We start from the raw sequence: 13,377 nt of genomic DNA on the forward strand, positions 1-13,377 counted from the left end.
GGCCGCATGCTGCGATGCGAACTTTTGTCCGGCCTGTTTCCGTCTGGAAACATTTGATCAAATTATTTCGCCAGTCTTACCATCCCTCGTCGCGGATGCCTAGCCCCGCGACGAGATGCCGGTTTCAGGTGCCGACGACGCTCAGGGCTTGAACCGTTCCGGGCTCCAGGCCTTTGCATCGATGAAGGTCTTTTCCCCATCCATCATCTCGGCAATCAGGCGGCCGGTGACCGGACCGAGTGTCAGGCCGTGATGGGCGTGTCCGAAGGCGAACCACATGCCTTCATGGCGTGGCGCCTTGCCGATCACAGGCATCATGTCCGGCGTGCAGGGGCGGGCGCCCATCCAGGGTTCGGCATCCAGCCGTTCGGCAAGCGGGAAGATTTCCCGCGCCACGGCCTCAGCGCGGGCGAGCTGAACCGGCGACTTCGGCGCATCGCGATTGGCGAATTCCGCACCCGTTGTCAGCCGGATACCCTTGACCATCGGCGCGAGGAAATAACCCCGCTCGGCATCCATTGTCCAGTTGTTGAGGACCGCATTGCCTTCTGGCGCGTAATGCATGTGGTAGCCGCGCTTGACGCCAAGCAGGAAGCGATAACCGAGCTTGCGGGTCACTTCTTCGGACCACGGTCCAAGCGCCAGCACCACCTCACCCGCCTCGACCATGCCGTCATCGGTCTTCACGCGCCAGCCCTTGCCGGATGCGCCTGTTTCCAGCGAGGTGGCATCGCCCTTGACGAAGCGTCCACCGAGCGACTGGAAGTAGGTGAGATAGGCCTTGGTCAGGCCGTGCGGATCGGTGACCGACCAAGGATCGTTCCACTTCAGACCGCCGACGAAATCGCCGCGGATATGCGGCTCTTCCCGAGCAAGATCCTCGCGGCTCAGCGCCCGGTAGCTGACGCCGTATTCGCGGGCGAGACGCGCCGCCTCGGCGAGTTCCGCATCCTGCTTGGCCTTGGTGCGGAAAATCTCCATCCAGCCATCCTTACGGATCAGGTTCTCGGCCTTGGCCGCCTGGATGAGATCCTGGTGTTCGGTGATCGAATTTTCGATCAGCGGCGCATAGGCGCGCGCGATCACCTGGTGCCGGCTCTTGTTGGAATGCCACCAGTAGCGTGAGAGGAAGGGGACCAATTTCAGAATGGCGCTTGCATGGTAATGCGCGTCGATCCGGTTGTTGAAGCCGTAGCGGATCAGCATGCTCAAATCCTGCGGGAAGCCGTAGGGTACGACGCCCTCGCGCTGGATCAGGCCAGCATTGCCGAAGGAGGTTTCTTCACCGGCCCCGCGCCGGTCCACCAGAACCACCGAGCGACCGCGACGGGCGAGATGGATGGCAGTGGAGACGCCGATGATGCCGGCGCCGAGCACGAGGGTGACCTTGGACATGGATACTCAGATTTCCTGAAGGCGGGATTGCCGGACAAGGATGCATTTCCGCCTTTTGCGGTGCAAACGAAAAATTGCCACATTCAGCGGAATCTGACAGTCCTAGGCGATTGCCGTCGCGGCCTTATATTTCGCTGATACTTCCCGACATGTTGAAGGTATTCATCCGATGCGCATCCTCACCCTCGCCGCAGCCTGGCTGTTTGTTGCGGTCGGCATCGTTGGCGTTTTCCTCCCCCTCCTGCCGACGACCCCCTTCATGATTCTCGCGGCAGCCCTTTTTGCGCGCTCCTCGCCGCGCTTCGAACGTTGGCTGATCGAGCATCCGCGTTATGGCCAGCCGCTGATTGACTGGCGCCGTGAAGGGGCAATCTCGAAACGTGCCAAGATCGCCTCGGTTTCGCTGATGGCGGTGAGCTACGCCATCGTCTGGCTGGTTGGTCCGCCGCAGATCTGGCTGAAGCTGGTCATCGGTGTCATCCTCGTCAGCTGCGCGGCCTTCGTTCTGACCCGGCCGCTTCCACGTGCTTGAGAGCCGGCGTCACTGGTCATTCGTGTCGCGGACCGGCAGACGGATCACCGTGACGCTTGCATTTGCTTCCGACACGACCTGGCTCGACACAGAGCCGAGATAACGCCGCGTCGCCGAATGGCCGCGTGCGCCCATCAGGATGTGGTCAACACCGTTCTTGTGCGCATGGGCAATGATCGCGGCGGCAGGATCTGGGCCTTCGAGGATGGAGCAGGAGATGCGCCCCTCATCCAGGTTCAGGCTTGCCCCCCATTCCCGAAGCGCCACGAGACGACGGACATGCAGATGCTGGCCATCATCATCCGTCGCCTGGTCGATGCCGATGCGGGCGGTCTTGATCACGTTGACACAGGACAGCCGCGCATCCGGGCGGATCGACAGGATGCGCCGGACCGCCAGCAGCAGTCTCTCGTTCAGCGCATCCATGCTGGGTGAAAGGTCAACGGCGACCATCAGGATCGGCGCCTGATCGATCTGGGACTGGGTGTCGATCGGCTGCGACAGCCGCCGAACGCTGCGCATCCGCCGCCAGCGTTGGAATACCGTCGAAAACCCGTCCTGCTCCGTTTTCGACGCGCGCGCGGTGAGCTTAATCTGTGACGGATTATTGAGATCGAACAGCAATTGCCGGGCTGACTGGTAACGCAGGCTCGGCATGACCTCGATCGCCCGCAGAATGACCTCCTGCAGCCATTCGGGAATGGATGGATTGATCGCCCGTGGCGGCACGGGATCCTTCCACAGCCGCCGCTTCACCTTGCCAAGCGTGCGCGGATCACCCCAGGGCTGCCGGCCGGTGGCAAGCTCATAGATCATTGCACCGAGCGCGAAGATATCAGAGCGCAGATCGTCGCGCTGGCGAAGATATTGCTCGGGCGCCATATAGGGGTAGGAGCCGAGCGGGATGGAAAACTCCTCGTCCAGCAAGTCCGGCAGGTGCTCGTGCCGGGCAAGGCCGAAGTCGATGCAGACATAGGTCCCGTCCTGGCGCCGCAGGAAGTTGGCCGGCTTCAGATCGAAATGAATCACATGCTGGCCATGCAGATCCGCGACTGCCTCCGTCATGCCGGCCGCGACCTTGACCAGTTGCTCCAGACCAAGCGGGGCCGTCTCGAACACCTGATACAGCGATCCGCCGGGGATCCATTCGGTGACGATATAGGGCATGGAGGAAAAATCGCCGATCGCCACAAGCTTCGGCACATGCGATCCCGACAGACGCGGCACGATCATCTGCTCGATCTCGAAGCCGACAATGGTTGGCGCATCGAAACCGTCGAGGATGATCGGCACCTTCATCACAAGCGGCTCGGCATGGGCGGAATGCGTCACCTCCCAGATCGTCGCAAAGCCGCCCTTGTGCAGGCAGCTGCCGAGCGTGAAACCGTCGATGACAAGGCCTTCCTTTGGGCGAAGCACGATCCTAACTCCCCTGCATCAAGCGTGCGGCAAGGCTTTCCGGCAGACCCAGCCCCCGCAGTTTTGCCGCCGTCTTTGCCGCGTCATAGGAGACCCTGAGGAACTCCAGCTCGTTTTTCTGGGTATCGAAGATTGCATAGGCGGCTTTTGGATTGCCGTCTCGCGGCTGGCCGACGGACCCCACCACCGCAAGCCAGCGGCGGGAGCTGAGAAGGGGCAGTGGATGGCCGGTCACAAAGCGTTGCCGATGCACCTCTCCATCGCGCCCGAAGCTCATCAGATCGGGCACATGGCGATGGCCGCAGAAGATGGCGCGGGCATCACAGACGGCAAAACTGCCGCGCGCCCGGGCGGCATCCACCACATAGATCCAGTCCGAAGGCGAATTTGCACTTGCATGCACGAACAACAGGTCACCCTCGCGATGGATCATCGGCAGGCCTGCCAGGAAGGCATGGTGCTCGGGCGTAAGCTGCGGCCTCGTCCAGTCTATGACGCGCCGGGCGGCACTGTTGAGGTCTTCGCCGGCATCTTCGATGGCATGATCATGATTGCCCTTGACCACGACCGCGCCCTTCTCGGCCAGACGCATCATCGTTTCGACACACCAGACCGGATCCGGCCCGTAGCCGACAATATCGCCCAGACAAACAATACGGTCGATAGACCGCTGCCGAATGTCTTCAAGCACGCTTTCGAGCGCCTCGCGATTGGCGTGGATGTCGGTGAGGATCGCTATACGCATGACACACTCGCTGCTGTTGCCTCGGATCTCATGACGGTCGCTTGCTGTTGTCCCGTCTTTGTGGAACCATGCGAACCGCCGCAGTGGGAGGAGCTAAAATGTTGGAAACCTTGATGTCTCAGTTCGTGGATCCGTTCCGCCTCGGCCTGGTCTTCTTCCTCTTCCTGACGGCACTGCGCACGCGGACCGCAACCGGTCTTCTGATGCCGCTCGCCTTCGGCGTGGTCTTCGTTGCCATCCTGATACCGCTCACCACGGGCGCCCATGCGGTGAATGGCACGTCGGCTCTCGCCGTCGCAATCGCCACCGGTGTCGTGGCAAACGCGGTCATTCTGGCGGTCTACCTCGGTGTCTGGTCGCTGTGGAACCGGGCTCGCCAATAGCCAGCCATTCACGATTGGGAAGCGGTTGGTCGCAAACGATCCCCGATCCATTCCGCTTCGATGGAAAGCGTATTGCCCTTCCTGGCGGTTTCCAGGAACGAGCGCGCCGACATGGTGGTTCAGCGGTGGCTTGACCGTCTTGGTCATGGGTTTCTTCCCTCTTGGTGTGGTCGAGGTCCGCAATCGGGGGAAGGGTGTGAGCCGCACGCAATGCGCAATGGCCGAGATAGGCTGCCGCATCGGCTTGGCAAGATGCTGTCTGCCATGGCGCTTGGGCGAGGGCCGGCACGCATATCGGCGAGACGCTGAAATCGGGGCACAGCGGATGAATGAACCAATCAAGCGATAAACAGAGAAAGACAGGCTGGCCAAATCCTGGCCAGCCTGCCCTGAAAATCACTTCGCGTCGTCGGCGAAGATGTCTTTCTTGTGCGTGTTGCCAGGCACGACGAGTGCGCCGATGACCACGGTCGCGCCAGCGATGATGATCGCATACCACAGGCCGCCATAGACGTTGCCGGTCTGGGCCGAGATCGCGAAGGCGGTCGCCGGCAGAAGTCCGCCGAACCAGCCATTGCCGATGTGGTAGGGCAGCGACAGGCCGGAGTAGCGAATGCGGGTCGGATAGAGTTCGACCAGCATGGCGGCGATCGGACCGTAGACCATCGTCACCAGGATGATCAGATAGGTCAGGATGAGTACCACCATGATCTTCTGGCCGGTGAAGATGTCGAAGAAGTTCGAAGCACGTGCAACTGTCGTATTGTTTTCGGCAACCAGCGGATAGCCCGCAGCCGTCAATGCATCATTGATGGACTTGGTGAAGGCAGCCGGAACCGCCTTGACGGCATCGCCGGTCAGCGTCGAGGCATCATAGGAGGCAATGACCGTATCGCCGACCTTGACCTGGGCGGCAGTCGCTGCCGGGTCTTCGATGGTCTCGTAATTCACCGAGGTGCGGGCGAGCGTCGCTTTGGCAATGTCGCAGGACGAGGTGAATTTGGCCGTGCCCGTTGGGTTGAACTGGAACGAGCAATCCGTCGGGGACGCGGTCACGGTGACTGGGGTCTGGTGGGCGGCATAGAGGGCAGGATTTGCCGTCTGGGTCAGAAGCGGGAAGACGTAGTTATAGGTCAGAGCCGCGATCAGGCAGCCTGCGAGGATGATCGGCTTGCGGCCGATACGGTCGGACAGCGCACCGAAGAACAGGAAGCCACCTGTACCGAGGATCAGCGACCAGGCCACCAGAACGTTGGCGGTGAAGCTGTCGACCTTGATGACGTTCTGCAGGAAGAACAGGGCGTAGAACTGACCCGAGTACCAGACGACGGCCTGGCCGGCGACGAGACCGAAGAGCGCGATGAGCGCGATCTTGCCGTTCTTCCAGGTGCCGAAGGCTTCGCGAAGCGGCGCCTTGGAGGCTGCACCCTCTTCCTTCATCTTCTTGAAGGCCGGGGATTCATTCATCTGCAGGCGGATGTAGAGCGAGATCGCCAGAAGCACGACCGAGCCGAGGAACGGAATGCGCCAGCCCCAGAGGTCGAAGGCCTTGATCATCTTGGGCGTACCGTCGGGGTTCATGACGGCAGCACCGGCCGCGTCGAGAACCGGCATCGGGTCCCAGTTGCCGTTGACATAGCTCTGCACCGACAGGATCACGACCAGCGAGAGCAGAAGCCCAAGCGTTGCCGTCGTCTGGATGAAGGCGGTGAAGTAGCCGCGCTGGTTGGCAGGCGCATGCTCGGCAACATAGACCGCAGCCCCACCATATTCGCCGCCGAGTGCCAATCCCTGCAGCATGCGCAGGATGATCAGGATGATCGGCGCGGCAGCCCCCCAGGAGCTGTAGCCAGGCAGCAGGCCGACAAGAAATGTCGAGCCGCCCATGATCAGGATGGTCATGAGGAAGGTATACTTGCGGCCGACGATGTCACCCAGGGCGCCGAAGACGAGCGCGCCGAAGGGACGGACGATGAAGCCGGCCGCGAAGGCCAGAAGCGCAAACACGTTGCGGGTGGCCTCCGGGAACGCCGTGAAGAACTGTGCGCCGATGATTGCTGCCAGCGAACCGTAAAGGTAAAAATCGTACCATTCGAAAATGGTGCCGGCGGACGAGGCCATGATGACCTTCCGCTCCTCGCCTGTCATGGGTCGCGAACGCGCCCCGACATTCATCTCTGTTGTTGCCATGTATTCCTCCTCCTTGTTCGCCGACACCACGGTCGGCCAGTATTTTCGGATCAACCCGATCCGCAGACGCCACGCCTAGGACGGCTGCCCCAATGACCCAGGCCCAAATTCGATAGGCGCTGGCAGTCCGCCAATGCGTGCTGCCGCCATCGCCAACCGATACTCGCTTAGGGTTGTCGCCGCGCTTGCTCCTCCCGCTGCGATTTAGTCGAGCACCGGGTAAGTCTTAACACAAGGTAAGTACGGGGTTCAGGACGACTTTGGTATCAAGCCGGCCTTAGCGCCTGCCTCTGGACACCGGGGCCTGCGCTTTCGGATTGCCGAAGTTATTCGAACGAAAATCCATCGAAGGCAGCTGCATCGGATTCGTTTTCGCTTTTTCGATAAAAATTTTGGCAAATGAAGAAAGAAAACGCTGGCGGTCATGTCCACGGATCTTGACGCCTCCAGACGAGGTGCTTGCAGCCTTGACCGGCCGCTTTGAACAGAAGACGCTTTATTGCCTGCCATGCGGGCCATCGAGACCCCGATTCTAGGTCGGGCGGAAGCTCCCCAGCTGGTCTCTGCCAACATTCACGCCTTCGACGACCGCGAGGCGATCGCAGTCGATGGGATGCTGCTGCTGTGCCACCGGACGGGCGCCCTCGACGAGATCGGCCACTGCGGTCCAGAGGTGATAGAGTGAGCTTGCCGGGATGGTCAGGCTGATTGGCCTGTCGTCCGGATCCAGACGATCATGCCAGCAGCCGTTCGGCACATCCCGGAAATACGTGCGCAAGATCGCGGCGACAAGCGCTTCGGCGTCTTCGAGATAGCGCTTGTCTCCAAGGCGCCTGTGCTGCGAAATGAAGGCTTTCAACATTTCGATTTGCGGCCAGAGGCGCCTTGAGGCAACGGTCGCCACGCCCGTCGCAGCCACTTCGTCGACGAGGAATGGCGAGCCGCCGATGCGTCCCAGAGCTAAAGCCGTAGAGAGCAGGTCGGCGCAGGTCTCGGCATGCTGCGTTTGCCTGAGCGCGTCGTGCCGACCGATCAGCCAGACCCATTCGCACATATGGCCGGGTTCAAGTCTGGCAGAGCCGAACCTGTCGTCGATTTCCCAATGCGGACCGAAATATTCATGCAGCGGACCATGCGGCCCGACCAGGAAATGCGATCGCAGCAGCGAAAACGCCTTGCCTTCAGCCCTGAGATAGGCGGAGGTCGCGTGGGTTTCGCAGAGCGCCAGCGTCGCCTCGAGATAGTGCATATGCGGGTTCTGCCGGCGCGGCTGTGTGCCGATGCTGTCTTCCGCCCAGCCTCCAAACGCATCCTTGAGGGTCCGGTCGATCGCGGCGATGGTGCTGTCGATTTTCTGGCGGTACTCCTTTTTGCCCGTGGCCGTCAGCAGCCAGGAGAGGGCCAGCAACACGCAGCTATTGTCATAGAGATCAAGGACCGGATCGGTGACGGCGCCGGACAAAGGGTCGAAGGCCCGTGCATAACCGCATCGCTTTCCGCCGATCCAGGCCATCCGGTGCAGATTGGCGAAAGCCTGTTCGGCAAGGCCAAGCGAGACGGGCGGCGCAACGCCAAGGCTTGAAGCATGGGCATGCACATAGATTTGCCGTGCCACGGTCCGGGTCCGGACCGAGCCGGATTTTTGCGGCGTCCCGTCAAGCTCCAGGTATTCGACGAACTGCCCCTTGTCCGCGTCGTAACCGGCAACCGCCCAGGTTGGCAGAATGGTTTCGAGAAACCGGGTCTTGAGTGTATCGAGGCTCATGGCCTGATACCAACGAGCCCTGGGCGACTTTGAAGCAGGGTCATCGGCCGTGTCCGGGCGGATGCATTGTATCGAGCAGCTTGCTGATCTTCATCGTGGTGAAGTTGGAATAGGTGTCGGAGACCGCGTAGGGCAGGGCGATCAGGTCCCCATGCCGCATGGCACCGCAGGAATAGACCACATTGGGCACATAGCCCTCGCGTTCCGTCGCCTCCGGCTGAAGCAAGGGTTCCACTGTTCTTGACAGGATGATGCTGGGATCATGCTTGTCGAGAAGCGTCACGCCGATCGCATAGCGCCGCATGGGCCCGACGCCATGGGTGAAGAGCAGCCACCCTTCGTCGATCTCCACGGGCGATCCGCAATTGCCGATCTGCACGAATTGCCAGGCGAATTCCGGCTTCATCAGCAGATGGCCTTCGTCCCAGTGATGCAGGTCGTCGGAATAGAGAAGAAAGAGGTTCTCGCTGTCCTGACGCGCGATCATCGCATAGCGACCGTTGATCCGGCGCGGAAACAAAGCCATGCCCTTGTTGCGGGCGGCAGGACCGCGCAGCGGTGTCAGGCTGAAGTTGCGGAAATCCTGAGTCTCCAGGATTTCTGAGCGGATCGAGGACCCGCTATAGGCCGTGTAGGTCGCATAATAAGTCGTCTTGCCACTATCCTCGAAGGCGACGAAACGGGCGTCTTCGATGCCATTCGACTGTGCTTCCGTGACCGGGAAGATGACCCGTTCGCTGAGATCGCTCTCGACCTTGAAGCTGAGGCCGATGCAGCCGACCGGTGCAAGACCGTCATTCGCATGGATATCCGGCAGGCCCGCCAGCCTGACAGGCGTGTCTATCGTCACATTGCCGTCCGCGTCGATCACGCCGGAGCGAAATGTAAGAGACGAGATGTGACCCTCGCCAACGGCTCGGAGGCTGATGATCAATCGACAGCTGCCCGGCGGGATATCGGACTGATCGGGATGCGGCACGATGCTCGGATTGAACAGGGCCGCAGATTCGAACGAATACTCGTTCATGAAGTAAGCCCCGATCAGTTGCCTTTCCTGCTGACTGAATTCGTCATGCGGAAGGAAAGCGTCCTCCATGGCATCGGCCCGCATCTCGAACTGACGCAGCAGGTTACGATGCCGGCCGTCGAAATTATGCAGGATGTCGCGCAGTTGGTTTGCCGTGGCGGTCGGGTCGAGCGACAGCACACGATCGACGATTTCATTGGCCCGCGTCTTGTCGCGTGGGTGGAGGTAACGCGGTTCGGTCGACGGCTTGAATGGTCGAACAATCACCCGTGTCGGATCGGGTCTCAGATAGAGAGCCTGCCGGTTGAGAAGGCTCGAATGGGGCAAGGCCAATCCTTTGGTGAGGTCTTCGCTCACGACAATTGCCTGTATTCAGCTGGCTGCAGAACGGGGCGCTCGATGCGCGAGGCGCGGCCGATTTCGGCGCAGGATATCAGATAGCAGAGCACCGATTCTGCCCCCCGGTTCTCGTTGGCGCGGTCGGGATGCAGCCCGTCGCGGCAACTGCCCGTCTCCGGATCGACGAGCGAAATCCCGTGGTCATTGCTGCCGGTGAACCAGTTGAAGGAGCGCATGGCTGCCTCGAACCAGGATTTGTCAGCGGTTCCAGCATAGGCTGACAGGCAGGCGGAAACCGTCGCTGTCGCCTCGACCGGCTGCTGGTCGAACAGTTTCGGTTTCTGTCCGACTTCAAGGAAACCCTCGGTGCCGACGGGGCGGAACTGGCCGTTTTCACCCGTCTGTTGCGTCATCAGCCAACGCAGGGTCTTGAGCCCCGTTTCAAGATATTCGCGGGTATCGGTCGAAAGGCCGGTCGTGATCAGGGCCTGGCTGAGCCGCGCATTTTCATAGGACAGCCCTTCCTCGAACCAATGCCGGCTGCCGTTGGAAACGCGTCGCTCGAGATCCATCAGCCGTTCGGCCAGTTGCATGCGCAGGATACGGCCGCGCTTGTCCTCCGGATGAACCCGGCAATAGGCGTCGAGCCCAAGCAGTGTGAAGGCCCAGGCACGTGGAGAGCTGAAGTCGAGTGTGGCGGACATTGCTCTTGCAAATAGCGCGCCGGCCCATCGGCGACGTGGGGCGTCACTGTCCGACAGGGCGCAGGCGCCGAGCGCCCAGAGAGTGCGACCATGGCTGTCTTCGGACCCCTGCTCTTCGAGCCAGCGGCGATCGTAACTCATGAAGTTGCGAAAGCGGCCTCTGTCCGGGTTCCAGGCATGTTCCACAAAGGCGGCGAACGAGGCCGTCATCCGGTCCGATATGCCGGTCTCGCCGACAGCCGAGAGATGCGAGGCGAGAAGCAGCGCCCGCGCATTGTCGTCGACACAGTAGCCATGCGACCGGTCGGGAACCGAATAGACGGCATGCTGGAAGATGCCGGTGTCATCGCACATCGTCTGGAAATGACCGAGCTTCAGGCCCGTCCGCTGCGGTGGCTGCTTGATCCGGAGTGCTACGAGATCGCTGACCAGCCTTGGGCGATAAGCCGAGCGGGCCTTGTCGATGCTCTTGAGGTAGAGGGCGGCGACATAGGGCCAGATCATCGACCGACCGGCCTCATAGGCATGTCTGCGGATCGCGAGGCGCGCCTCATCGTCACCGAGAAGGGATGCAATGGCCTTGCCTGTTGCCGCCGCATCGCCGAAGGGCACGAGCAAGCCGCGGTCTTCCTTCAGAAGGTCGAGTGCATGCCAGTAGGGCGTCGAGACGACGGCACTGCCCATGCCGAAGCTGTAGGCAAGTGTGCCGGACGTCATCTGCGCCTCGTCGAGATAAGGGGTCACATAGACGTCGCAGAGCGCGATGAAATCGAGAAGCGTCGCCTGATCGACGAAGCGATTGAGGAAGACCACCGACGACCCGACCCCGAGGTGTTCGGCACGGGCGGCAAGACTTTCGCGGTAGGCCTCCCCTTCCTGGCGCAGCAGATTGGGATGGGTGGCGCCCAGCACGATGTAAAGGGCTTCAGGACTTTGTTCGAGGATCGCGGGCATGGCGTCGATCACCACCTCGATCCCCTTGTTGGGCGAGAGGAGACCGAATGTCAGGATGATAGAGCGGCCTTGATACCCGCGCTTTTCCTTGGCTGTGGCCGGATCGTGGAAGGCCCGATCGGGAATGCCATGGGCGATAACGTCGATCTTGGCCGGGTCTACCCCGTAGACCTCCTCAAGCAGCCCACGCCCTTTCTCGGACATGGCAACCAGGCGGCTGGACTTGGCGGCTACTCGTTGCAGTACCCGATGCTGCGACGGTGTCGGCTCGGCCAGTATGGTGTGACAAGTGGTGACAACGGGAATGCGCAATTGCGACAGAAGCGTGATGATGAACTCGCCATCGGGGCCGCCGAAAATGCCGAACTCGTGCTGCAGCGACACGGCGTCGAAGCGACCTTCGTTGAGAATGCGGGCCGCCGTGACATAGTCTTCGACTTCACCCTCACGGATTTCGAAAATGACATTGTCCGGATAGAGATACTGCTGGTCATCGTCATTGATGGCAATAATGCTGGTCGTGGTATGATGCACCGGTTCTGACATTGCCTGTGAAAGGTCGCTGGTGAAGGTCGCGATCCCGCATTGACGGGGCAGGGAATTGCCGATGAAGGCGATGCGCTTTGCGGGGGTCATGGGCGTTCCCTTCAGAACATTGTGGAGCGACGGATCGCGGTCGCCGCCCCATCATGGGGAGGCCTCTGTCTGCGAACGCCTTTCGAGGGTGTCGCGCATGGATGTGTTTCAGGCTCAGGTGGTCAGAATGACGGCCTCGAGGTCCCTCTCCAGGGCCACGCGTTGCTGGTGGAGATCAGCATTCCAAAGGCGGTATTGCGGACTGTTGTGATAGGCCGGCATCGCAGCCTCGACGGTGTAGGTGCTGGCCGCGGCAGGCGACAAACCCTTCGTTGTCGTGAGCCGGACCAACTGGCCAATGGCAAAGCGGTGAGTAGGCATGGGCGATCCTCCAGGAGGGATTGGACGGTTGTCAGGGCGTTGATTCATGGCCGGTGGGCGGGGCGGTTCCGATGCTGTGAACCCCTATCCTTCGTCCTTAATGGGCGGCCGGCGCCGTCAAGGATGGCGTCTGAGGCGTCGGTGCCTTGTCTCTCTCGATGGCTGCATCGAGTTCCACGGCGTCAATTGGAACCAGACTCGTCTTCGGACCGGCCGGGATCTCGATTGTGGTCGCCACCCGCCGATAAGCGAGCCAGGAAATCCCGGTGATCTGCTCCTCATCATCCTGCACCTGATAGTCGCCGGGCGACTGGACGCCCTCGACACCGGTGAGGACAAAGGGTCGGTTGAAATGGATCACTCTCGTCTTCGTTCTCGTGAACATGCAAGACACTCCGTTCAAGGGTTGGCGCCCGTATGCGGGCGATTTCTGATCTGCTCTGCCGCCCGCTCGCCTTGCTGTCGTCATGTCGTTTTTGGCGGAACCGGCGCTTTCGGCTCGGTAAAGGGGTAAATGCTGCAGTCTGTGCGGTTCAAAGGCGCATGCTTGATGTCGACGACGTTCTTCCGGTTCTGCATCGCTTCCCGGTGTGTTCGGACCTCGGCCAGAATGATAACCTTGTCGTTTTTCTCCATCAGGCATCTCCGGCCGTGGATGTTGCTCCCAGATCCATCACTCCGATGCTGCCACCTTCATCCTCCCAGCACAGCAGGGCCTCCCGATCCGCCGCCATCCTCCGCTTTTCAGAGGATGGATACCCGTCGCACTGGATCATGCCTTCAAGGATGCGGCCGATGATGCCGTTCTCACGGTCGTGGTCGGGACCAGCTTTTGCTTCGAGGTCTGAAGTCGCATAGTCCGACCGCCGCAGTAGCGATCTCAGAAGTTCGCGATCGGCCGCGTTCCAGCTTGGTGCGGCTCCGTCGCCGGTCATCATGACGTCGCGGCCGACGAATGCCTGCCGGT

At 61.1% G+C, this 13,377-nt stretch carries 14 protein-coding genes; 3 read left to right on the forward strand and 11 right to left on the reverse strand.

Going from position 1 to position 13,377, the window contains the following annotated elements; translation table 11 throughout:
- Positions 1 to 141: 141 nt before the first annotated feature.
- Positions 142 to 1,395, reverse strand: a complete 1,254-nt coding sequence (locus tag ACSV9I_RS05495) for an NAD(P)/FAD-dependent oxidoreductase (RefSeq protein ID WP_438327802.1) — start codon at positions 1,393 to 1,395, stop codon at positions 142 to 144.
- 169 nt (positions 1,396 to 1,564) lie between these two features.
- Here ACSV9I_RS05495 and ACSV9I_RS05500 point away from each other — a divergent pair, with 169 nt between their 5' ends.
- Positions 1,565 to 1,927 carry a YbaN family protein gene (locus ACSV9I_RS05500; RefSeq protein ID WP_054159293.1) on the forward strand — a complete coding sequence of 121 codons (363 nt, stop codon included), beginning with the start codon at positions 1,565 to 1,567 and terminating at the stop codon, positions 1,925 to 1,927.
- A 9-nt stretch (positions 1,928 to 1,936) separates the two neighbouring features.
- On the opposite strand, the gene ACSV9I_RS05505 is transcribed toward ACSV9I_RS05500, so the two are convergent.
- Entirely contained in the window at positions 1,937 to 3,346 is a 1,410-nt protein-coding gene (locus ACSV9I_RS05505) for a protein kinase domain-containing protein (RefSeq protein WP_438327803.1), read from the reverse strand.
- Between the two features lie 4 nt (positions 3,347 to 3,350).
- The gene (locus ACSV9I_RS05510; protein WP_438327804.1) at positions 3,351 to 4,091 is read right to left on the reverse strand and encodes a metallophosphoesterase family protein; all 741 of its coding nucleotides are present in this window, start codon (positions 4,089 to 4,091) and stop codon (positions 3,351 to 3,353) included.
- Positions 4,092 to 4,204: 113 nt separating this feature from the next.
- Between ACSV9I_RS05510 and ACSV9I_RS05515 the strand changes: the two genes are divergently transcribed.
- The gene (locus ACSV9I_RS05515; RefSeq protein ID WP_438327805.1) at positions 4,205 to 4,474 is read left to right on the forward strand and encodes a hypothetical protein; all 270 of its coding nucleotides are present in this window, start codon (positions 4,205 to 4,207) and stop codon (positions 4,472 to 4,474) included.
- A gap of 396 nt (positions 4,475 to 4,870) precedes the next feature.
- Here ACSV9I_RS05515 and ACSV9I_RS05520 read toward each other — a convergent pair whose 3' ends face one another.
- On the reverse strand, positions 4,871 to 6,622 hold the full coding sequence (locus tag ACSV9I_RS05520; protein ID WP_438328519.1) for an MFS transporter: 1,752 nt from the start codon (positions 6,620 to 6,622) through the stop codon (positions 4,871 to 4,873).
- On the opposite strand from ACSV9I_RS05520, the gene ACSV9I_RS05525 reads away from it, so the two are divergent.
- Positions 6,594 to 6,743, forward strand: a complete 150-nt coding sequence (locus ACSV9I_RS05525) for a hypothetical protein (protein WP_438328558.1) — start codon at positions 6,594 to 6,596, stop codon at positions 6,741 to 6,743. The genes ACSV9I_RS05520 and ACSV9I_RS05525 overlap by 29 nt on opposite strands.
- Positions 6,744 to 7,196: 453 nt before the next feature.
- Here ACSV9I_RS05525 and ACSV9I_RS05530 read toward each other — a convergent pair whose 3' ends face one another.
- From ACSV9I_RS05530 to ACSV9I_RS05560, 7 genes are all read right to left on the reverse strand, one after another.
- Positions 7,197 to 8,429, reverse strand: a complete 1,233-nt coding sequence (locus ACSV9I_RS05530) for an AGE family epimerase/isomerase (protein WP_438327806.1) — start codon at positions 8,427 to 8,429, stop codon at positions 7,197 to 7,199.
- A gap of 40 nt (positions 8,430 to 8,469) precedes the next feature.
- Entirely contained in the window at positions 8,470 to 9,783 is a 1,314-nt protein-coding gene (locus ACSV9I_RS05535; protein WP_438328520.1) for a glycoside hydrolase family 130 protein, read from the reverse strand.
- 26 nt (positions 9,784 to 9,809) lie between these two features.
- The gene (locus tag ACSV9I_RS05540; protein ID WP_438327807.1) at positions 9,810 to 12,089 is read right to left on the reverse strand and encodes a glycosyltransferase family 4 protein; all 2,280 of its coding nucleotides are present in this window, start codon (positions 12,087 to 12,089) and stop codon (positions 9,810 to 9,812) included.
- Positions 12,090 to 12,203: 114 nt separating this feature from the next.
- Positions 12,204 to 12,410, reverse strand: a complete 207-nt coding sequence (locus tag ACSV9I_RS05545; protein ID WP_054159299.1) for a hypothetical protein — start codon at positions 12,408 to 12,410, stop codon at positions 12,204 to 12,206.
- A gap of 97 nt (positions 12,411 to 12,507) precedes the next feature.
- On the reverse strand, positions 12,508 to 12,795 hold the full coding sequence (locus ACSV9I_RS05550) for a hypothetical protein (protein WP_054159300.1): 288 nt from the start codon (positions 12,793 to 12,795) through the stop codon (positions 12,508 to 12,510).
- 80 nt (positions 12,796 to 12,875) lie between these two features.
- The gene (locus ACSV9I_RS05555) at positions 12,876 to 13,046 is read right to left on the reverse strand and encodes a hypothetical protein (protein ID WP_438327809.1); all 171 of its coding nucleotides are present in this window, start codon (positions 13,044 to 13,046) and stop codon (positions 12,876 to 12,878) included.
- Positions 13,046 to 13,348: a hypothetical protein gene (locus ACSV9I_RS05560; RefSeq protein ID WP_438327810.1), complete on the reverse strand. Its 303-nt coding sequence runs from the start codon at positions 13,346 to 13,348 to the stop codon at positions 13,046 to 13,048. Before ACSV9I_RS05560 ends, ACSV9I_RS05555 begins: the two co-directional genes overlap by 1 nt.
- Between the last annotated feature and the right edge of the window lie 29 nt (positions 13,349 to 13,377).

The sequence above is a fragment of the Rhizobium sp. G187 genome (assembly GCF_051549525.1).
Lineage (GTDB): Bacteria > Pseudomonadota > Alphaproteobacteria > Rhizobiales > Rhizobiaceae > Allorhizobium.